The 19,243-nt window shown below is 44.9% G+C and carries 19 protein-coding genes; 8 read left to right on the top strand and 11 right to left on the bottom strand.

All coding sequences use genetic code 11. The annotated features are described in order from the left end of the window. Positions 1-138: 138 nt before the first annotated feature. Entirely contained in the window at positions 139-765 is a 627-nt protein-coding gene (gene upp, locus R7Q48_RS14105; protein WP_005380401.1) for a uracil phosphoribosyltransferase, read from the bottom strand. A gap of 179 nt (positions 766-944) precedes the next feature. Between upp and purM the strand changes: the two genes are divergently transcribed. Further along, a complete protein-coding gene (gene purM / locus R7Q48_RS14100; RefSeq protein ID WP_005389861.1) occupies positions 945-1,985 on the top strand; it encodes a phosphoribosylformylglycinamidine cyclo-ligase in 1,041 nt (346 codons plus the stop codon). Positions 1,986-2,136: 151 nt separating this feature from the next. Then, a complete protein-coding gene (gene purN, locus R7Q48_RS14095) occupies positions 2,137-2,793 on the top strand; it encodes a phosphoribosylglycinamide formyltransferase (protein ID WP_005394347.1) in 657 nt (218 codons plus the stop codon). A 389-nt stretch (positions 2,794-3,182) separates the two neighbouring features. Here purN and R7Q48_RS14090 read toward each other — a convergent pair whose 3' ends face one another. Together R7Q48_RS14090 and lpcA are read right to left on the bottom strand one after the other, a co-directional pair. Further along, a complete protein-coding gene (locus R7Q48_RS14090; RefSeq protein WP_005380394.1) occupies positions 3,183-4,028 on the bottom strand; it encodes a class II glutamine amidotransferase in 846 nt (281 codons plus the stop codon). A 50-nt stretch (positions 4,029-4,078) separates the two neighbouring features. After that, positions 4,079-4,654 carry a D-sedoheptulose 7-phosphate isomerase gene (gene lpcA, locus R7Q48_RS14085; protein ID WP_005380392.1) on the bottom strand — a complete coding sequence of 192 codons (576 nt, stop codon included), beginning with the start codon at positions 4,652-4,654 and terminating at the stop codon, positions 4,079-4,081. A 376-nt stretch (positions 4,655-5,030) separates the two neighbouring features. Here lpcA and fadE point away from each other — a divergent pair, with 376 nt between their 5' ends. Both fadE and R7Q48_RS14075 read left to right on the top strand, forming a co-directional pair. Then, entirely contained in the window at positions 5,031-7,475 is a 2,445-nt protein-coding gene (gene fadE, locus R7Q48_RS14080) for an acyl-CoA dehydrogenase FadE (RefSeq protein WP_005385392.1), read from the top strand. 206 nt (positions 7,476-7,681) lie between these two features. After that, positions 7,682-9,457 carry a SulP family inorganic anion transporter gene (locus R7Q48_RS14075; RefSeq protein ID WP_005380390.1) on the top strand — a complete coding sequence of 592 codons (1,776 nt, stop codon included), beginning with the start codon at positions 7,682-7,684 and terminating at the stop codon, positions 9,455-9,457. Between the two features lie 73 nt (positions 9,458-9,530). Here the strand turns inward: R7Q48_RS14075 and R7Q48_RS14070 are convergent, their stop codons facing one another. The 5 genes from R7Q48_RS14070 to dnaQ form a co-directional block, all read right to left on the bottom strand. Beyond that, complete coding sequence (locus R7Q48_RS14070; protein ID WP_033905502.1) at positions 9,531-9,941, bottom strand: GNAT family N-acetyltransferase; 411 nt, start codon at positions 9,939-9,941, stop codon at positions 9,531-9,533. An 84-nt stretch (positions 9,942-10,025) separates the two neighbouring features. Continuing rightward, on the bottom strand, positions 10,026-10,418 hold the full coding sequence (locus tag R7Q48_RS14065) for a DUF1353 domain-containing protein (RefSeq protein WP_033905503.1): 393 nt from the start codon (positions 10,416-10,418) through the stop codon (positions 10,026-10,028). A 51-nt stretch (positions 10,419-10,469) separates the two neighbouring features. Beyond that, complete coding sequence (locus R7Q48_RS14060; RefSeq protein WP_053304069.1) at positions 10,470-11,027, bottom strand: nucleotidyltransferase domain-containing protein; 558 nt, start codon at positions 11,025-11,027, stop codon at positions 10,470-10,472. A 202-nt stretch (positions 11,028-11,229) separates the two neighbouring features. Next, the gene (locus R7Q48_RS14055; RefSeq protein WP_031779044.1) at positions 11,230-12,480 is read right to left on the bottom strand and encodes a TIGR03503 family protein; all 1,251 of its coding nucleotides are present in this window, start codon (positions 12,478-12,480) and stop codon (positions 11,230-11,232) included. 8 nt (positions 12,481-12,488) lie between these two features. Further along, positions 12,489-13,211, bottom strand: a complete 723-nt coding sequence (dnaQ, locus tag R7Q48_RS14050; RefSeq protein ID WP_005380385.1) for a DNA polymerase III subunit epsilon — start codon at positions 13,209-13,211, stop codon at positions 12,489-12,491. Positions 13,212-13,270: 59 nt separating this feature from the next. Between dnaQ and rnhA the strand changes: the two genes are divergently transcribed. Further along, positions 13,271-13,735: a ribonuclease HI gene (rnhA, locus tag R7Q48_RS14045; protein ID WP_005380384.1), complete on the top strand. Its 465-nt coding sequence runs from the start codon at positions 13,271-13,273 to the stop codon at positions 13,733-13,735. Here the strand turns inward: rnhA and R7Q48_RS14040 are convergent. Next, positions 13,732-14,478, bottom strand: coding sequence for a class I SAM-dependent methyltransferase (locus R7Q48_RS14040; protein WP_017636046.1), 747 nt, complete (start codon positions 14,476-14,478; stop codon positions 13,732-13,734). The genes rnhA and R7Q48_RS14040 overlap by 4 nt on opposite strands. A gap of 37 nt (positions 14,479-14,515) precedes the next feature. Between R7Q48_RS14040 and gloB the strand changes: the two genes are divergently transcribed. The 3 genes from gloB to R7Q48_RS14025 all read left to right on the top strand — a co-directional run bounded on the left by gloB (position 14,516) and on the right by R7Q48_RS14025 (position 17,795). Next, positions 14,516-15,274: a hydroxyacylglutathione hydrolase gene (gloB, locus tag R7Q48_RS14035; RefSeq protein WP_213960699.1), complete on the top strand. Its 759-nt coding sequence runs from the start codon at positions 14,516-14,518 to the stop codon at positions 15,272-15,274. Positions 15,275-15,528: 254 nt separating this feature from the next. Further along, entirely contained in the window at positions 15,529-17,112 is a 1,584-nt protein-coding gene (locus R7Q48_RS14030) for a LysM peptidoglycan-binding domain-containing protein (RefSeq protein ID WP_213874843.1), read from the top strand. After that, on the top strand, positions 17,109-17,795 hold the full coding sequence (locus tag R7Q48_RS14025) for a YIP1 family protein (protein ID WP_054576284.1): 687 nt from the start codon (positions 17,109-17,111) through the stop codon (positions 17,793-17,795). The genes R7Q48_RS14030 and R7Q48_RS14025 overlap by 4 nt, the downstream gene beginning before the upstream one ends. A gap of 1 nt (position 17,796) precedes the next feature. Here R7Q48_RS14025 and R7Q48_RS14020 read toward each other — a convergent pair whose 3' ends face one another. Beyond that, positions 17,797-18,642 carry an endonuclease/exonuclease/phosphatase family protein gene (locus R7Q48_RS14020; RefSeq protein ID WP_256903038.1) on the bottom strand — a complete coding sequence of 282 codons (846 nt, stop codon included), beginning with the start codon at positions 18,640-18,642 and terminating at the stop codon, positions 17,797-17,799. A gap of 140 nt (positions 18,643-18,782) precedes the next feature. Continuing rightward, entirely contained in the window at positions 18,783-19,121 is a 339-nt protein-coding gene (glnB, locus tag R7Q48_RS14015; RefSeq protein ID WP_005380372.1) for a nitrogen regulatory protein P-II, read from the bottom strand. Positions 19,122-19,243 lie beyond the last annotated feature (122 nt).

The following is a 19,243-nucleotide window of genomic DNA, read 5'->3' as shown; positions in this document are numbered from 1 at the left end:
TAGCATGAGTAGTTTTACAGGCAAAGCCGAAACGGATGATAACCACCTACTGAAGTAGGTGGTTTAGGGCTGAAAAACAAAAAAGGCTTGGTTTTCACCAAGCCTTTTTCTGTTCAGTCATAGTAATACATCAAAGAATTACTTAGTACCGAAGATCTTATCACCTGCATCGCCTAGACCCGGAACGATGTAGCCTTTGTCATTAAGCTTCTCATCGATTGCCGCAGTGTATAGCTCAACATCTGGGTGTGCTTTTTCTAGCGCTTCAATACCTTCTGGTGCAGCAACAAGTACCAGCACTTTGATTTGGTTACAACCTTTCTCTTTTAGGAGATCGATCGTAGCAATCATAGAACCACCTGTTGCAAGCATTGGGTCAACAACAAGCGCAATACGCTCCTCGATGTTTGAAGCAAGCTTGTTGAAGTAAGGAACTGGCTCAAGCGTTTCTTCATCACGGTAAATACCCACAACACTGATACGTGCGCTTGGCATGTGCTCAAGAACTCCATCCATCATGCCTAGACCTGCACGTAGGATTGGCACTACGGTTACTTTTTTACCTTTAATCTGGTCTACTTCTACCGGACCGTTCCAACCATCAATGGTCACTTTTTCTGTTTCAAAGTCTGACGTTGCTTCGTAAGTAAGTAGGCTACCGACCTCAGTCGCTAACTCACGAAAACGTTTTGTGCTGATGTCACCTTCTCTCATTAGACCAATTTTATGTTTTACTAGAGGGTGCTTTACTTCAACAACTTTCATGTCCATCTCCGGCTATAGTTGGCAATATTTAAACAAACCTTCAGATTATACATGATTTTCACAGGGATATCAGGATAAATCACTAAAGAAAAAAACAGACGCAAACGTTTGCTATCTATGTTTAAGCACTGTTAGAATAGCGCCGTTTTCATATCCAACTTAATACCGAGGACTTCCCTGTGAGTGGTAACAACTCTTCTCTTAGCTATAAAGACGCTGGTGTAGATATTGATGCAGGCAACGCGCTTGTGGATCGTATTAAGGGTGCGGTAAAACGTACTCGTCGCCCTGAAGTTATGGGTGGTATCGGTGGTTTTGGCGCGCTATGCGAATTGCCAACTAAATACAAACAACCTGTACTGGTTTCTGGTACTGATGGCGTTGGCACCAAACTTCGCCTAGCACTGGATATGAATAAGCACGACACGATCGGCATCGACCTAGTGGCAATGTGTGTAAATGATCTTATCGTGCAAGGGGCAGAGCCACTGTTTTTCCTAGATTACTATGCAACAGGCAAACTAGACGTTGATACCGCAGCGGATGTTGTTTCAGGTATCGCAGAAGGGTGTGTTCAAGCAGGTTGTGCCCTAATTGGTGGCGAAACTGCGGAGATGCCGGGCATGTATGAAGGCGAAGACTACGACGTAGCTGGTTTCTGTGTTGGCGTAGTAGAAAAAGAAGACGTGATTGACGGCACGAAAGTCGCTGCTGGTGATGCACTTATCGCTGTTGGCTCAAGCGGCCCACACTCAAACGGTTACTCCCTTATCCGTAAGATCCTAGAAGTATCTGGTGCAGATAAGAGCGAAGAGCTAGCAGGCCGCACTATTGGTGAGCACCTACTAGAACCAACAAAAATTTACATCAAGTCAGCACTTAAGATGATTGAGAAACACGACATCCATGCGATTTCTCATATCACTGGTGGTGGTTTCTGGGAAAACATCCCACGCGTACTGCCTGAAGGCACGAAAGCAGTTATCGATGGTAACAGTTGGGAATGGCCAGTTATCTTCAAGTGGCTACAAGAGAAAGGCAACGTCGACACACACGAAATGTACCGCACATTCAACTGTGGTGTAGGTCTAATCGTCGCACTACCGAAAGACCAGGCAGATGCAGCAGTTGCTCTTCTTAAAGAAGAAGGCGAAAACGCGTGGGTGATTGGTCAAATCGCACAAGCAGACGCGAACGAAGAGCAAGTTGAAATCCAATAATTTGCAAATCGAGCTCAAAAGATAAGAAGAATGAGGACACTAGATGACTAGGTCCTCATTTTGCTATCTAGAACACTAAAAACCATTCTATTAGTAGGTAGTTTAGAAGCTACATAACTCCAACCTACAATACCAAGGCGCTCTCGACATCATGAAAAACCATACCCTAAAAAACATTGTGGTCCTCATCTCGGGTAACGGAAGTAACCTGCAAGCTATCTTGGAAGCTTGCGAAGACAGCATGCCAAACGCACGAGTGGCAGCCGTGTTCTCTAACAAAGCAGATGCTTTTGGTTTAGAACGTGCAAAAAAGTTTGATGTGGACGGTCACTTTGTCGACCCTAAAGCATTCAGCTCGCGTGAAAGCTTTGATGCAGAGCTAATGAGTCAAATAGATGAATACCAACCAGACGTGATTATTCTTGCTGGTTACATGCGCATTCTGAGCAGCGCATTTGTTTCTCATTACATGGGTAAGATGATCAATATCCACCCTTCTCTTCTACCAAAATATCCTGGGCTACACACACACCAGAGAGCAATTGATGCTGGCGATAAAGAACATGGTACGAGTGTGCACTTTGTAACGGAAGAGCTTGATGGTGGCCCTGTCATACTGCAAGCAAAAGTTCCTGTGTTCGAAGACGATGATGCTAGTGTACTTGCGGCACGTGTTCAGGCGCAGGAGCACCGAATCTACCCTATGGTGGCTAAGTGGCTGGTAGACGAGCGGTTGATCATGAAGGATGGTAAAGCCTATTTAGATGGCGCAGAGCTTGGCGTACATGGGTACGCCTCAGATGAGTAGCCCTGAATAATAAACTCCAAGCACAAAAGAGCAGCCTGAGGGCTGCTCTTGGTTGTTTTAATACTTATAAACTTGATTCAAGAAAACCATGGTGAGACTAGAAACCTAAAACCCAACATTCTAAAAAATCCCATAACCACTTGAGTAACATAACACTCGGAAAGTAGATTCTGAATCTGGTTCGTTCTTCACCGTTCAGACTGACGAGGTGTTTTATGAGAAATTTCTATCAGTTACGTCTTTACAGCAAGCCTTAGCGAGACTAGGACTCTACTACCAGCACTCTAGAAAGTAAGAATGCTCATCCGTATCCGCCCTCGGTTTAAAACGCATAAAAATAAAGCTCGCGATTAAGCGAGCTTTATTTTTATATTCAGAGTAAGAGACCATCACTCTAACGGTTCGGTTGGCGCTTGATTGCCCGGCTTAGCCGCCGCAAACGGCACATTTACCAGTTCAGAGGCATTATTTTTGACTAGTTCACCTAGGTGAAACAAGCCGTATTCGCCAGGTTTCATACGCTGCCAAGCTTCGTTGCCCGTCAAAGGTTGAGTTGCGATCACAGAAACGATGTCATGTGGCGTGGTTTCTTCTTGGAAGTTAATTTCCACATCTTCATCAAGCAAAGCAGCTTTTCCAAACGGTGCGCGTCTTGTGATCCAATACAAATGATTGGTGCAATACGTCATTACATACTCACCATCACTCAGAAGCATGTTAAATACACCCTTCTCTCTTAGCTCATCACAACATTTAGCAACATATAAGAATACCGACTCCATATCCTTTGGCGGCTCAGGATATCGATCTTCCATTTGCTTCAACAACCAGCAAAATGCCAGTTCACTATCTGTTTCACCGACAGGTCGATGTCGACCTGTATGTAAGTCTTGATAACCAGAGAGCTGACCGTTATGCGCAAACGTCCAATACCTACCCCACAGCTCACGTGTAAAGGGATGAGTATTTTCTAAATTAACACCACCACGATTCGCCTGTCGGATATGACTAACGACCGCACGACTTTTGATGGGATAATTTTGTACCAACTCTGCTATTTTAGACTCACAACTTGGCTTGGGATCTTTGAAGGTTCGAAAGCCCTTCCCTTCGTAGAAGGTGATCCCCCATCCGTCACGGTGTGGGCCGGTTCGACCTCCACGCTGCATGAGCCCAGTAAAACTGAAACAAATATCCGTTGGAACATTAGCGCTCATACCGAGCAATTCACACATGGTTTAAAAAACTCCCTAACAACACAGCTCGAAACGGTGGCCGTAAACGATTATTCCATCTCTTTTTCGATCAACTGAATGATGATATGAATAATCTTAATATGAATTTCCTGAATGCGGTCTGCATAACCAAAGTGTGGCACGCGGATTTCAATATCTGCAAGGCCTGCCATTTTGCCGCCATCTTTACCTGTTAGCGCAATCGTCTTCATGCCTTTCGCTTGTGCTGCTTCAATCGCTTTCAGGATGTTACCTGAGTTACCTGACGTCGACAGACCAAACAGTACGTCACCTTTTCGACCAACCGCTTCTACATAGCGTGAAAACACGAAGTCATAACCAAAGTCATTACTCACACAAGAAAGGTGGCTTGGATCTGAAATAGCAATACCAGCATAGCCAGGACGATTTTCTCGGTAACGGCCTGTTAGCTCTTCGGCAAAGTGCATTGAATCACAGTGAGAACCACCGTTACCACACGACAATACTTTACCATCTTGTTTGAATGAGTCAGCAATCATTTTCGCCGCTGCTTCGATTTGCGCAATGTTATGGTCATCGCTTAAAAATTTGTTGAGCACTTCAGCAGCTTCGTTTAATTCACTTCTAATCAGATCATGGTACATAAGACGTTCTCTTTATTATTTCGGCTTCAGTCAGCTCTAGGCTCACTGAGCAAATTGTTCTGATACCAATTTGGTATCGGACATTTCATAAACCTGAACTCGGGTTTGATTACTCTGAGTTTACCCACAAACGAGAATTAGTGTCGATAGTGAACCAACAGATTTAGATTAGTGATGGTAATAAACTTGTCAACTTGCTCATGAAACCATCACTCAAATCTCAACTTTAGAATTTTAACTCTACTTAGATCACTTTTTATCCAATCTTATGTTTTACATTTCCTTAATATTTTGATTACACTTAAACCAACTGGTTAGACCTCTTACCTAACATGCAGACGTACAAAACTTATAAAGTCTGAAAAGGAAAATACATATGGACATCTTGCTCTCAATCATCACGATGGCGATCGTGCTAGGCATTACGCTCTACCACCGCATGTCTCTCGTGAAATCTATTAGCTTACTCACCGCAGCCATGCTGGCTCTTACAGTAGCTGGTACTGTCGGCGTTATTGGTTGGGCGATTTACGTTCTCGCCGCAGCTGTGCTAGCGGTTCCTGGCGTACGTCAGTCTTTAATTAGCCGCAAAGCGTTAGTGCTTTTCAAGAAAGTGCTGCCAGCTATGTCTCAAACCGAAAAAGAAGCGTTAGACGCAGGTACCGTCTGGTGGGAAGCCGAACTGTTTAAAGGCAAACCAGAGTGGCAAAAGCTGCACGCGATTCAAGCACCTAAGTTAAGTGCGGAAGAACAAGCCTTTTTAGACGGCCCTGTGAATGAAGTGTGCGCCATGGTGAGTGATTTCCAAGTGACCCATGAACTCGCGGACTTACCGCCAGAAGTTTGGCAATACCTGAAAGATCATAAGTTCTTCGCCATGATCATTAAGAAAAAGTACGGTGGTCTTGAGTTCTCAGCATACGCGCAATCACTAGTACTACAAAAACTAACGGGTGTTTCTGGCGTTCTATCGTCTACCGTTGGTGTTCCTAACTCTTTGGGTCCTGGTGAACTACTGCAACACTACGGTACTGAAGATCAGAAAAATCATTACTTACCGCGCCTAGCTGAAGGTAAGGAAATCCCTTGTTTCGCCCTAACAAGTCCAGAAGCGGGTTCTGACGCTGGATCTATTCCAGATTACGGTGTGGTCTGTAAAGGCGAATGGGAAGGAAAAGAAGTACTGGGTATGCGCCTGACTTGGAACAAGCGCTACATCACCCTAGCGCCAGTCGCAACGGTACTAGGCTTAGCATTTAAACTTCGCGACCCTGAAGGTTTACTTGGTGACAAAGAAGATCTTGGCATCACTTGTGCGCTTATCCCAACTGATGTCAAAGGTGTTGAGATTGGTAACCGACACTTCCCACTCAATGTGCCATTCCAAAATGGTCCAACGCGCGGTAAAGACATCTTTGTTCCTATCGATTTCATTATCGGTGGCGAAAAAATGGCGGGCCAAGGTTGGCGTATGCTGGTTGAGTGTCTGTCGGTTGGACGTGGTATCACGCTACCTTCAAACTCAACAGGTGGCATCAAAACTGCAGCAATGGCAACAGGTGCTTACTCACGTATTCGTCGTCAGTTCAAACAGCCTATCGGCCATATGGAAGGGGTTGAAGAACCATTAGCACGCTTGGGTGGTAATGCTTACGTGATGGATGCAGCAAGCAACTTAACCGTTGCGGGTATCGACTTAGGTGAAAAGCCTTCAGTAATCTCAGCTATCGTGAAGTATCACTGTACGCACCGCGGCCAGCAAAGCATCATCGATGCAATGGACATCGTAGGCGGTAAAGGTATCTGTATGGGACCTTCTAACTTCCTAGCTCGTGGTTACCAAGGTGCGCCAATCGCAGTAACGGTTGAGGGTGCTAACATTCTAACACGCTCAATGATCATCTTTGGCCAAGGCGCAATCCGTTGCCATCCGTACGTTCTTGAAGAAATGAACGCGGCGTATTCTGAAGCAAGTAATGCTGTCGAGAAATTTGATAAAGCGCTTGCTGGTCACGTGAGCTTTACAATGAGTAACCTAGTGCGCAGTATCTGGTTTGGTTTGAGCGACGGTCTGGGCTCTTCATCACCAACCAAAGATGCAACCAAGCGTTACTACCAACAATTGAACCGTTACAGTGCAAACCTTGCTCTGCTATCGGATATCTCAATGGCAGTGCTAGGTGGCTCTTTGAAGCGTAAAGAGCGTCTATCAGCACGTCTTGGTGACATTCTAAGCCAGCTATATTTGAGCTCTGCGACGTTGAAACGTTTTGAGCAAGATGGCCGTCCAGTCGAAGATTTACCATTAGTACACTGGGGTCTACAAGACAGTTTGAAACAAGCGGAAGTGGCAGTAGATGAATTCTTAGCAAACTTCCCGAACAAAGTAATTGGCCGTGCGCTACGCGTATTAATCATGCCATTTGGTCGCGTACGCAAAGCACCAAGCGATAAACTAGACAGTAAAGTGGCGCGCATTCTACAAACACCAAGTGCAACGCGCTCACGCATTGGTCGCGGTCAATACCTTGAACCAACCGAGCACAACGCAGCAGGTAAGATTGAGCTTGCACTATCAGTCATTCTTCAAGCTGAGCCTGTGTTTGACAAAGTATGTAAAGCGCAAGGTAAGCGTCGCCCATTCTTACGTTTGGATATGATTGCTCAGGAAGGGCTAGAGCAAGGCTTTATCACGCAAGAAGAAGCCGATCTACTCAGAGAAGCGGAACAGCATCGTCTAGATACAATCAACGTTGACGATTTTGAGCCGGAACTGCTTGCCGCAAAGCCGCTATACCCTCAGATGGATAGCGTCGCATAACTCTAGAATCTGAGACCACAAACGGGAGTATCAGCTCCCGTTTTTTATTGCTTCCAGAATAGCGTTCATAACACCTCACACCACGAAGCCCCTGCGCAATCGCAATAAAAGCCACGCACTCCAATCTTTCCCCCGATTTCCAGTGATAACTAACTCACAGACGTTCCAACTAAGCGGTGTATACTTTAAGTAACTCACTCACATATATGGTAAATCCGTTGGCTAAAATATTACTCGCACAGTGGTTCCCAGGGCTTGTTCAGCTTAAGCATTATCAAAAAGAATGGTTTGTTAACGACTTCAGAGCCGCCTTTTCTGTTGTCGCGGTTGCACTGCCAGTTGCCATAGCTTATGCACAGTTAACTGGTGTATCCGCAATTGTCGGTCTGTATTCGTGTGTACTGCCAATGTTGGTTTACGCCATGATGGGCACATCTCGACAACTCATTGTCGGACCCGATGCAGCAACCTGTGCAGTGATTGCTGCTGTTGTGACACCACTTGCCGCAGGTGACCCCACAAAACATTGGCAGTTGGTTATGACCATGACAGCGATGACGGGAATTTGGTGTGTACTGGCAAGTCGTTTCAAGCTAGGAGTGTTTGCAGATTTCCTTTCTCGTCCGATTCTTTTGGGTCTACTCAACGGTGTTGCTCTCACAATTATCGTTGGTCAGTTTGCGAAAGTAGTCGGTTTGAAATACGAGCAACGTTATTTACTGGAACGTTTATGGGAAGCTCCACAACGATTAACCGATCTTCATTGGCCTACTGTAACTCTGAGTATCGTGACAGTTGTCGTTTATTTGCTCACCAAACGCTACCGACCAACTTGGCCTGCTGCCATGCTGGCGATCCTCGTAACTACTGCGTCAGTTTGGTTTTTCCATTTACAAGAGATGGGCGTATCGGTTGTCGGACTCACTCAAGGTGGCTTCCCTCAGTTTCAAACACCGGAGTTTGAGCTAGGTGAAGTTCGTGAACTAGTGGTCCCGGCTCTCAACCTTGCGATTGTCAGTTTTGTTAGCATGATGCTCACTGCCCGCAGTTTCGCTGCTAAAAACGGTTATGATATTGATGCTAATAAAGAGTTTCAGGCGTTGGGTTTTGCCAACATTGCCTCAGCGTTTTCGCAAGGTTTCGCGATAAGCGGCGCTGACTCACGCACAGCCGTCAATGATGCAAATGGCGGTAAATCTCAATTAGTTTCGATTGTCGCCGCAATCACCATTGCCATTATTGCGGTATTTATTTACGAGCCTTTGCAGTTCATCCCTATCGCTTCACTTGGTGTTGTATTGATCATTGCGTCCCTATCGCTGCTCGATCTTAAAGCAATTTGGAAATTAAAATCTCGTGACAAAGATGCATTTTATCTGGCCATCATTACTTTTATTTCTGTGTTGATCGTGGGTGTAATACCGGGGATCACTTTGGCGGTATTGCTAGGGCTGTTTCAATTTTTACGGATTGTCATGCGACCGAGTGATCAGCTACTTGGCTTGGATGAAAAAGGTACCATTCGGACCATCGACGACTCAGGAAAAGCTTCGCCTATTCCTGGAATGGTGATTTACCGCTTTAACTCACCGCTAACTTACTTCAATGCTCCTTACTTTAAACGTAGAGTGTTAGAGCAGGCAGAGCATCACAAAGACGCAAGTTGCGTTGTCATCGACGCCGTATCGAGCTTTACTCACTTGGATCTCAGTGTGATGGCAACACTGGCAGATATTCACAATACTTTGAAAAAGAGAGGTGTACGCTTAATCCTCGCAGGAAGGAAACGACGTCTTCGTCAATGGTGTGAGCTTACTGGTATCAGCACCAGTGAAGGAGGCATCTTACTGCGAGCTGATATGTACCTTGCCATTAAACTTAGTGGCTGTTACATCAGTGCTGTGGGTGAGGGACAAATTCCTACTGTTCAAAAAGAGCCTGATTTAGAGCAGCCACCCAAACCAATTCCAGAAGTGGCTTAAATACAAATTTAATATAGAAAACAGGAAATTAAACTCCTGTTTTCTAGTGCTTATCTTCACAGCTGAATACGTGTTACGCCTTTGGCTTAAACTTTTTTGTCATCCCTTGGCTTTTAGGAGCCACCAGCCTATAACCAAGCTTTTCGTAAAAGACCGGTTCATCAGCAATCATAGAAACGTAAGAGCCTTCAAGTGCAACAGATGAAAGATAACCGTCGATGTATTCCATGACTTTTCTACCTAAACCGTTGCCTTGATAATCAGAATCAACGGCAACGTCGACAATTTCGAAGTTACACGCCCCGTCACCAACAACCCGACCCATTGCAATGAGCTTTCCTTCATCCCGAACAGATACGCCATATAACGAATTGGGTAGACCAATTTCAGCAGCTTTCAACGATTTGGGTGATAGCCCGGCTTTGACACGCATATCATAGTATTCTTTCGGGCTTGGCACATGCTCTTCATATCTTATTGTCATTATGTACTACTCCTTTGTATCACCTTGGAGCTTACATAACTAAACTGTATAAATAAACAGTTAAACGTTGGAAAGATGTTCCCATTAAGCACACAAAGTATCAGGTCTAGAAAAGAAGCCACCGACAACTCTGACGCCATAATAGATATAAGTTGCTCTGAAGCTAGACATTCCTTTTTCTAAACATGTTTCTCTCAACAACGTATCCGCATGCTTTCGAGCACTTTGTGGCAACACCTCTTCCCTCATGAGTTGGTAAAGAGCATCATGCACTAAAGAAGCTTTCATAATGTTTTTTGTGTCTAACGCTGGCCCACTCGCTCCATCCCATGCATAGCCCTTTTTAATCGTTAACACGCCTTGTTTGGACAAACTAAGAAAAGGGCTGTCATACGCGTTACTCACTGAAATTTGAGTCTCAATCTTTTCTTCAGAATGGAGAGTGTATTTATACTTCTGACGCTTTTTGTATTTCATAACCTAACCGCCTAGCTAACTTCAGTGGGAGGAACGGAGATGACTCTCAAATTAGAGTTTCTCAGAGAGTTTTTTCAAATAGGACTTAGCAAGCTCATGGTTATCTCTGCTCAACCACTTAATACAATCAAAGAGTTCCCAGATCAGGCCTTGATCACCACTGGTATAAACTGGGAAATCTTCATGCTTTGGCGCAGGTTCATCAGTAACCATGCCCCCAATCACATCAGCTTTATCAAATAAAGTCTTAAATGGCTTAGAAAGTTTGAAGGGCTCACAGAGATCTAAACAATGAATCTCTGCACTGGTTAGGTCATTAAAAATGTATTTTTTGAAACACGCATTTTCGTTGTGCTCTCCCTCAAGGCGATAAAAAATATCTTTATTAGCTTCAAACTGGGTAAAGCAAGGCTCTGAGGCTTTATGGAAGTTGTTTTGAGTAAATACAACAACATCAGCGTCCGAAATACGGTCACCTTGTCCTGATGACAAGGAGCCAAGCAATACCGCGGCAACAACGTCTTTTTCAGAACAAAAGGCATCATAAGCTGACTCAACCAAGGCCTTTTGTCGTGGTAAATGTTCTAGTCCTAACTCTCCAATTGTCATAACTCACTCCGTCGATACGCACTAAAATCAAGTCGAAACGTAAAGAGTATCATGCGAGCTTTATTATGATTAATCAACGTTAAATCATGGTGTTACTTTAAAATAAAATGATTAATGACCATGAGAAGCATCAAACTCTGTCTCAAACTTAAACTGAAAAAACGGAGCCGATTGGCTCCGTTTCTCGCTTTATGTGTTACTACTATTTCTTTGGTACTTCTAATTGCATCTCTGGCATGGCATCGCGCTTCGCTTTAATTTTGCGCCAGACTATCCATGCAATGATCACAATCAGCAGCATTATCAAATTACCCACCGCGATAATAATCATGCTGCGCTTACGCTCAGCCTCTCGCTCAGCGATAATTTGCTTTTCCATTTCAATACGGCGCTGTTCGGCTAATTCAGCTTCTTTTGCAATTCGAGCAGCTTCTAGATCAACTTCATCAACAACACTGAAGGTTTGCTCTGGGATAGGAAACACCAACGAGCGCTGAGTTGCAAAATCAGTGGCAAAGATCTCGCCGCGCCATGCGTACTTACCAAGCTCAGCATCGTTATTGAGGTTCAACGTAACTCTCATTCCATCTTTAGAGACCTGTCCTTGACTGTAACTAATGAAACCATCGGGTGCGTCCTTTTTCACTGTGACTGCTATAGAGCCTGGTGCAATCATACCTTGCTCGCCACTCACCACTAATTGGTGTGGCTTATCGGAATTACGAGCCTGAATAAAAGTACGAGAGATTGGGTTCGGATAAACCAAGATGACTTGTTCTTGCGCTCGTAAGAATACGCCATTGCCAGACGTGATGCGCGCGCGGTACTTACCAGGCTCAACGTCTATTGGGAGCTGAACCGTAAACACACCATCCCCTGCTTTTTCATCCAAGCCGCGGCCGTCATCAGAAAACTCACCCACAACCATCGGCACTGGACGAGCTTCTTTGATCAGCTCATCTTCATTTTCGACAAACTTGGTAAATGTCACGCGCAGATTCACGCGATCAAGGAAGTCGCGCAATACAAGAGGTTTGCCGTCGGAGGTCAGACGAGCTGTAAACTTAAGCGCTTCCCCATTATATAATCGGTTTGGGAACAGATCCGTACTGAGCTTTAGGTGAGAAATTAAGCGGATGTTATTTTTAGGCGTAACTTTCCCCACAGCCTGCCATGGACCTGGCATCGGGTTATCAACGGAAATAATATCGAGTGAGGCTTCTTGATACCAACGTACATTGTCGTAAGAGCCCCAAGCATAGTATTTTTTACCGTCAGGACGGACTAAAACAACTGGCTGAGAACTTTGCTCACGATAAACCAAAAACGTGATCTGCTCGATGGTTGGATCAACTCGAAAGCGATTGTCTAACAAAGACATTGTAGATTCACTCGCAGCACTCGAGAGACTACTCCATATCGCTAAAAACGCGACCAACAAAGCCCTCAACATAGCTTCTCCTATTGATGCCAAATACAGTCGTTCACCAACTCTAATCTTTTTTGGTGAGCTTCTAGTTCATCGGCACTTGCGCGCAAAACCTTTAGCGCTTTTCTTCCTTCAATACGACGAATGGTTTCTACCCCACCCTCTTGTTTATTCGCGTTAAATTCTAGACTCGTTTGACCACCCGTCATAAAGAGGTAAACGTCGGCTAGAATCTCCGCATCGAGCAAAGCTCCGTGGAGTGTACGGTGCGAGTTATCAATACCGTAACGTTCACATAAGATATCAAGGTTGTTTCGCTTACCAGGGAAGATTTTCTTCGCCATAGCAAGGGTATCGGTCACCTTGCAGTAGTCGTCCGTTTTGCCGATGTTAGGATCGAGCATGCCAAACTCGTAATCCATAAAGCCGGTATCGAAGGGCGCGTTGTGGGCAACAAGTTCTGCGCCTTTAATAAACTCAAGAAACTCTTGGTGCACGCTCGCGTATTCCGGTTTATCAACCAAGAATTCATCCGTAATACCGTGAACTTCCACCGCTTCTGGTTGGATTTCACGATCGGGTTTTAAATAAACGTGGAAGTGACGACCAGTCAGCTTACGGTTGATGATCTCCACGGCACCGATTTCAATAATGCGGTGTCCCATGTAGTGAGGACCACCCTCGCGGTTCATACCTGTGGTTTCGGTATCGAGAACGACAATGCGGTTATATTCAGAATTGCTGCTGGTATTCATAAGGTTATGTATGTCAGACTATGCTTTATTAAATGTTTCGGCTAATAGTACCAAAAAATATGACCAAACACGTTGAGATTTTCACTGACGGTTCTTGTTTAGGTAACCCAGGACCAGGTGGTTACGGCATAGTATTGCGTTACAAAGACGTAGAAAAGACACTTTCCAAAGGCTATACGTTAACTACCAACAACCGCATGGAAATGTTGGCGGCTGTCGTCGCGCTACAGACGTTAAAACAACCTTGTAAAGTCACTTTAACGACTGACAGCCAATATGTGCGCCAAGGTATTACTCAGTGGATCCATAACTGGAAGAAGCGTGGTTGGAAAACAGCGGATAAAAAACCCGTGAAGAATGCCGATTTATGGCAAGCTCTAGACAAAGAAACCGCACGCCATCAAGTTGAATGGCATTGGGTAAAAGGCCACGCGGGCCATCGTGAGAACGAAATGTGTGATGAGCTAGCCCGGACTGCTGCAGAAAACCCAACTGAGGAAGATACAGGTTACCAACCCTCTTAGCGAGATTCTTTCCTCATAGTGTTACCCTCTCGATTCATCACCCCAAGTGGTGTGAGCTTTTTCTTCAAGCGCCAATGCGGTTTGATAGGCTTGAGAGGGTATGTCCGTTTCCGCGCGACTATGTAATACAAACTCCCAGCGGGTGATGCCCAATCACCAAGACTATTTTCCAACCATGTCCACATCGTACGGTAACGTTTCATCGGAAACAGCGCATAACGATCACAATGAATCACTTGATAATTAAGTAACCCTAACCAATCTTTGATGCGGTTCGACGTAAACATTCGTCCACTCCAAGGCAAATTATGTTTACGCCATGGAAGCAAACTCGCTAATCCAGTCAAGCTTAATGGGTTGAATCCAGTAATAATTACATAGCCATCATCCATCATCACTCTATCGACTTCACGCAACAAACGGTGTGGATCGCTTGCATAGTCGAGCTGATGAGCGAGTATCACAACATCAAAGCTTTTTTCCAAAAAGGGTAATTCGTAACCATCCGCAATCACATTATGCAACGGGTTCTGGATATCTACGTTGACTTGGTGTTGAATGTTACAATTACAGCTGGTTAGCTCACAGCTCAACCCGCCCAGTTTGAGCATATGGTAGCCGAAGAGTTTCGGGCACCATTCATCAAGTCGGGTCTGGATTGACTCAAGCACCCACGGACCGTTGTTCATTGCTGACCAAGTCGACGGGTGTGGTATAGTTTTGTTGCTGAGTGCTGGTTTCATTAACCACCTGACTAAAATGGGTGACGGAGAACGAATCGTGTTAGAGATCAAAAGCATACCCGCATTTAATGATAATTACATCTGGCTGATACAAAATAGCGATAAGCGCTGCGCAGTCGTTGATCCGGGCGATGCGAAGCCAGTATTAGAATTTCTGCAGGCTAACGAATTAACTTTAGAAGCGATTTTAATTACGCACCACCACAACGATCACATTGGTGGCGTTCCAGACTTAGTGCGTGCATTTCCTAACGTCGCCGTTGTGGGCCCAAAATCAGAACCAATTCCAACCCTAACGACACCAATGGAAGAAGGCGACAAGCTAGAGTTGTTTGGTGAGATTTTCTTAGTACTTGGGTTACCCGGTCATACTTTGGGCCATATCGGTTACGTTGGGGACGGAAAACTGTTTTGCGGTGATGTGCTCTTTTCTGCTGGCTGCGGTCGTGTTTTTGAAGGTACGCCTGAGCAAATGTTTGAATCACTGAGCAAACTAACGTCTCTACCAGAAGAAACTCAAGTCTTCTGCGCGCATGAATACACCGCGAGTAACGTGGCGTTTGCTCTAGCGGTTGAACCTGACAATGAGCAACTTCGCCAATATCGCGACGATGTAAACCGACTGCGAGCACTCAACATTCCGACACTTCCAACAACAATACGCAAAGAAAAGTGGATTAATCCGTTCTTGCGAACCTCGAACCCTGACGTGGTTCAATCTGTTGCTAGTCGCATTAAAAATAGCGATCCATGCTCGGTTTTTACTGCTTTACGCGAGTGGAAGAACGAATTTTAACCATTTTCTGCTTGTAAGTTTGCAAGACCCCAGTATTATCAGGGACTGATTTTTCGAGAAGCGCCACTGGCGCTTCTCTTACGTTTGGGGTTGATATAAATCTATTTGAATTTCTCCCCATTGCATAATTAGAAGCTCTTTGCCTCTATAAATTAGTTAGTGTTTAAAAGATGTCTATTATCTTGCGACTGCCACGCACATTACGTTGCGCGACAGGCAGGTGAAGATAAACAGGCCCTAAATAGGCTGAATCCATGCGTTTGAAGTATACTTGGGCGTTGGCGTTGTTATTATCTGGCTGTCAATTGACTCAGTCAGATTCAACGTCTTCTACACCAGAAACCAATAAATCTGAGCAGACTGCAAAGCAAAATGCAGTAAAAGCTCAACCGGGCAATAAATCGTCACTAGCAAAAAAATCCGCTAACGACGCGCCTAAAGTTCTCTCCCCCCAAGAACAAGAAGATGTGTGGCAACGTATCGCCATGCAGCTGGACATGGATATCCCAAACCACAAGAAAGTGGACTACTACCGTACGTGGTATTTAAAGCACCCAAATCACCTTTACACGGTATCTAAGCGTGCTACCCCTTTTCTATACATGATCACAAAACGTATCGAAGAGCGCGGACTCCCAATGGAGCTTGCTTTACTTCCTGTAGTGGAAAGTTCATTCGATGCCTTTGCCTACTCACATGGTAGCGCGGCTGGGTTGTGGCAATTTGTCCCAGGCACCGGAAAAATGATGGGATTAGAGCAAAACTACTGGTATGACGGTCGCAGAGATGTGGCAGCAGCAACGGATGCAGCGCTGGACTACCTAGTACAACTAAACGAGCGTTTTGATGGTAACTGGGAACATGCAATCGCCGCTTATAACAGCGGTGGTGGCCGTGTTTCTAGCGCAATTCGTAAGAATAAAAAGCTCGGTAAACCTATCGATTTCTTCTCATTAGACTTACCAAAAGAGACCAGTAGTTACGTTCCTAAGCTATTGGCCTTGGCTGACGTTATCGCAAACCAAGACAAGTACGGACTTAATATTCCTGCAATTCCAAACAAGCCTGTTCTAACGCTTGTTGATCCAGAAGAGCAGTTAGATCTGGCTATTGCCGCAGATTATGCCGGCATTAGCGTAAAAGAGTTGCAGAGTTACAACCCTGCATACAACCAGTGGTCGACAGCACCTGAGGGGCCGCACCAACTTTTGATTCCCGTAGAGAAAAAAGAGACTTTTCTCACCAAGGTGGAGAAAAATCGCGGTAAAGGGATGAAGGTCGCTCGCTACAAGGTGAAATCTGGTGACTCTTTAAGCGTGCTAGCTAATAAATACGGCACAACCGCGAAAGTCATTCGACGTGCCAACGGCCTATCGAACAACAACATTCGTATTGGTCAATACCTATTGATTCCGACATCAACAAAAGACGATGCAAAATATGCATTAACGGCCCAAAACCGATTAAACAAGACTCAATCTCGTGCTCGTGGTCAACTCAAGCTCACCCATGTCGTTCAGTCTGGAGAAAGTTTGTGGTCAATCGCACGTAACAATAAAGTGTCGTACAAATCGTTAGCTAAATGGAATGGTATGGGCCCTAAAGATCCATTGCGTGTAGGTCAAAAGCTAGTGATTTGGAAGGACTCAGACAAAGGTTCTGTGATCCGTACCGTTTTCTACAACGTTCGCTCTGGCGACACCATTAGCGGCATTGCAAGCAAGTTCAAAGTAAAAACGAACGACATCGTGAAATGGAACTCGCTACACAAGAAAAAATACTTACAACCAGGTCAAAAGCTTAAGTTGTACGTTGACGTAACGAAGGTAAGTGTATGAACCCATCAAGCAATCCACTTGTGATGCTGTTGGACATTTTTCGTTCTCCAACATCTTGTTTTCTTGCGCTTTATCAACGCGGTGGATGGGGATGGCAACCGTTCATCTTCCTGATGCTTAGTCCGTTTTTATTCTGGGGTGCTTACTTTTCGAATGTCGATTTCACGTGGCTCAGTGACCAACTTTCTGCGCAATTTCAGCAAATCGACCCGAAGCAGATTGAGCTATTAGAACCAAACACGCTAATGGCAAGCGCGATCATCAATGATGTATTCAACCGCTTTGCCACCTTACTATTGCTCGCGCTTTGGTTCTTTCTTGCAACAAAGGCAAGCAAACAACAATACGGTTACTGGAAATGGTTTGCCGCATCGTGTGCTATCTTATTCCCAGCAGTATTGGGCGATGTAGCAAGCTACGCGAGCTTGCTACTCAAACATGGTCAGGTAATGACTTACGCTGCCGATTTAAATAGCCTCAATGGTCTATTAAAGCTGCCTCTTACTAACGAATGGTCTCATTTCGCTAGCTCGTTACCTTTGCTTCTGCCTTGGTACATTGTGCTCGGCTACGGCGTTGTACTGACGTGGACGGAGTTTGAACGTGGCCAAGCTTTGGTGATTGCAAGCCTGCCATGGGTATTCTTCTACGTTATTTGGGCACTTTATATTGTGGTAACCTAAGCTAGTCATTTAACGTAAATGACAATAACAATGGGTTATGATCGGAAGCGTCGCTCTGCGGCGCTTTTGCGTACTTAAGCGTCAGACCTCGGTAAAACACATGGTCCAGTGGTAACCCTGTTATAAATTGGACTCGATGATCCGGCAAGAACGTCACCTCTTGTAAGTCCGCAGCCTTTAAGGCCTGCCTCATCGCATTAACGCGAGATTCACTCCAGCTATTGAAGTCTCCAGCAAATAGAATTGGCCCCACATGATGCTTTAAAAGCATTTCAAGCGCCGTTAACTGCGATACATACTCTTTTGTACCTACGGTGAAGTTAATCGCATGTACATTCACCACTGCGAGTTTCTCGCCATTACTCAAGTGATACTGGCTATATAATGCAGACTTAGGTAAGCGAAGCCACGGCTCTTTAGAGGTGTAAGCGCAGGCTTTTTCTGGTTGCCCTTGAGCAATACTAATTACACCGGCACCGCTACCCAGCGCCTTAAAAGCACTCACTTGATTACTAACCCAGCGACCATCCACCAACCACTGTTTAAATGATGGTGTCATGCTGGCTTCTTGCAATAACAGTAACTGCTTATCAGCAGAAAACTCATCGAGTGCACGTTGCCAGTTAGCCCGGTTCTGTTTGTAGATATTCCAGACAAGCACATTGATTTTGCCGTCATGATCGAGAGCTTTTGAATCGCTAAATTCGATGCACCTAATATCTTTTGTCAGCTCGGTACCTGTTTGAGTAATAATTTGCGGCTGATCTGGTACGGTGAAAATAACCTGGAAGCCAACCAATACCGCCATTACGAGAAAAGCTAACGCCAGAAAAAAACGCTTAAACATACGACAAACCTGAATGTAGGCACCCGAAATCTAGAACAACCAATCTCGGGTTAAATGATTTCACTAATAAGCAAACAACAAAAAAGGAGCCACTTGGCTCCCTTTTAGCATAATAAATACGAAACAGGTGACAAGAAACCTTAGATCGCGTCTTCGTCTTCTTCACCAGTACGAATACGAACCACACGCTCAATATCAGTGACGAATATTTTACCATCACCAATCTTACCAGTTTGCGCGGTTTCAATGATTGTCTCTACGCATTTATCAGCCACATCTTCTGTTACAACGATTTCGAGCTTCACTTTAGGTAGAAAGTCCACCATGTACTCTGCACCACGGTAAAGCTCGGTGTGACCTTTTTGGCGACCAAAACCTTTCACTTCAGAGACAGTCATCCCTGTAATGCCAACTTCAGCTAGCGCTTCTCGAACATCATCCAGTTTAAATGGCTTGATAATCGCTTCAATTTTTTTCATGTTCATCCCTTAAGCTTCAATCGATTGCGCTTATTATCGTTTAGCGTTTCGCAACATTCAATGTTTGTCTCTGATCCACCAGCGAAAATCCAGGCTGAGCAAATTAACATAGCGAATATCGT

The sequence above is a fragment of the Vibrio sp. 378 genome (assembly GCF_033339435.1).
Note: the sequence above shows the minus strand (reverse complement) of the source record. Positions and strands in the feature narration are given on the sequence as shown.

Excerpts from the sequence above, each read along its gene's own strand:
- upp (WP_005380401.1), bottom strand. The coding sequence starts at position 765 with ATGAAAGTTGTTGAAGTAAAGCACCCTCTAGTAAAACATAAAATTGGT.
- purN (WP_005394347.1), top strand. The coding sequence starts at position 2,137 with ATGAAAAACCATACCCTAAAAAACATTGTGGTCCTCATCTCGGGTAAC.
- R7Q48_RS14090 (WP_005380394.1), bottom strand. The coding sequence starts at position 4,028 with ATGTGTGAATTGCTCGGTATGAGCGCTAATGTTCCAACGGATATTTGT.
- lpcA (WP_005380392.1), bottom strand. The coding sequence starts at position 4,654 with ATGTACCATGATCTGATTAGAAGTGAATTAAACGAAGCTGCTGAAGTG.
- fadE (WP_005385392.1), top strand. The coding sequence starts at position 5,031 with ATGGACATCTTGCTCTCAATCATCACGATGGCGATCGTGCTAGGCATT.
- R7Q48_RS14075 (WP_005380390.1), top strand. The coding sequence starts at position 7,682 with ATGGTAAATCCGTTGGCTAAAATATTACTCGCACAGTGGTTCCCAGGG.
- R7Q48_RS14070 (WP_033905502.1), bottom strand. The coding sequence starts at position 9,941 with ATGACAATAAGATATGAAGAGCATGTGCCAAGCCCGAAAGAATACTAT.
- R7Q48_RS14065 (WP_033905503.1), bottom strand. The coding sequence starts at position 10,418 with ATGAAATACAAAAAGCGTCAGAAGTATAAATACACTCTCCATTCTGAA.
- R7Q48_RS14060 (WP_053304069.1), bottom strand. The coding sequence starts at position 11,027 with ATGACAATTGGAGAGTTAGGACTAGAACATTTACCACGACAAAAGGCC.
- R7Q48_RS14055 (WP_031779044.1), bottom strand. The coding sequence starts at position 12,480 with ATGTTGAGGGCTTTGTTGGTCGCGTTTTTAGCGATATGGAGTAGTCTC.
- dnaQ (WP_005380385.1), bottom strand. The coding sequence starts at position 13,211 with ATGAATACCAGCAGCAATTCTGAATATAACCGCATTGTCGTTCTCGAT.
- rnhA (WP_005380384.1), top strand. The coding sequence starts at position 13,271 with ATGACCAAACACGTTGAGATTTTCACTGACGGTTCTTGTTTAGGTAAC.
- R7Q48_RS14040 (WP_017636046.1), bottom strand. The coding sequence starts at position 14,478 with ATGAAACCAGCACTCAGCAACAAAACTATACCACACCCGTCGACTTGG.
- R7Q48_RS14030 (WP_213874843.1), top strand. The coding sequence starts at position 15,529 with ATGCGTTTGAAGTATACTTGGGCGTTGGCGTTGTTATTATCTGGCTGT.
- R7Q48_RS14025 (WP_054576284.1), top strand. The coding sequence starts at position 17,109 with ATGAACCCATCAAGCAATCCACTTGTGATGCTGTTGGACATTTTTCGT.
- R7Q48_RS14020 (WP_256903038.1), bottom strand. The coding sequence starts at position 18,642 with ATGTTTAAGCGTTTTTTTCTGGCGTTAGCTTTTCTCGTAATGGCGGTA.
- glnB (WP_005380372.1), bottom strand. The coding sequence starts at position 19,121 with ATGAAAAAAATTGAAGCGATTATCAAGCCATTTAAACTGGATGATGTT.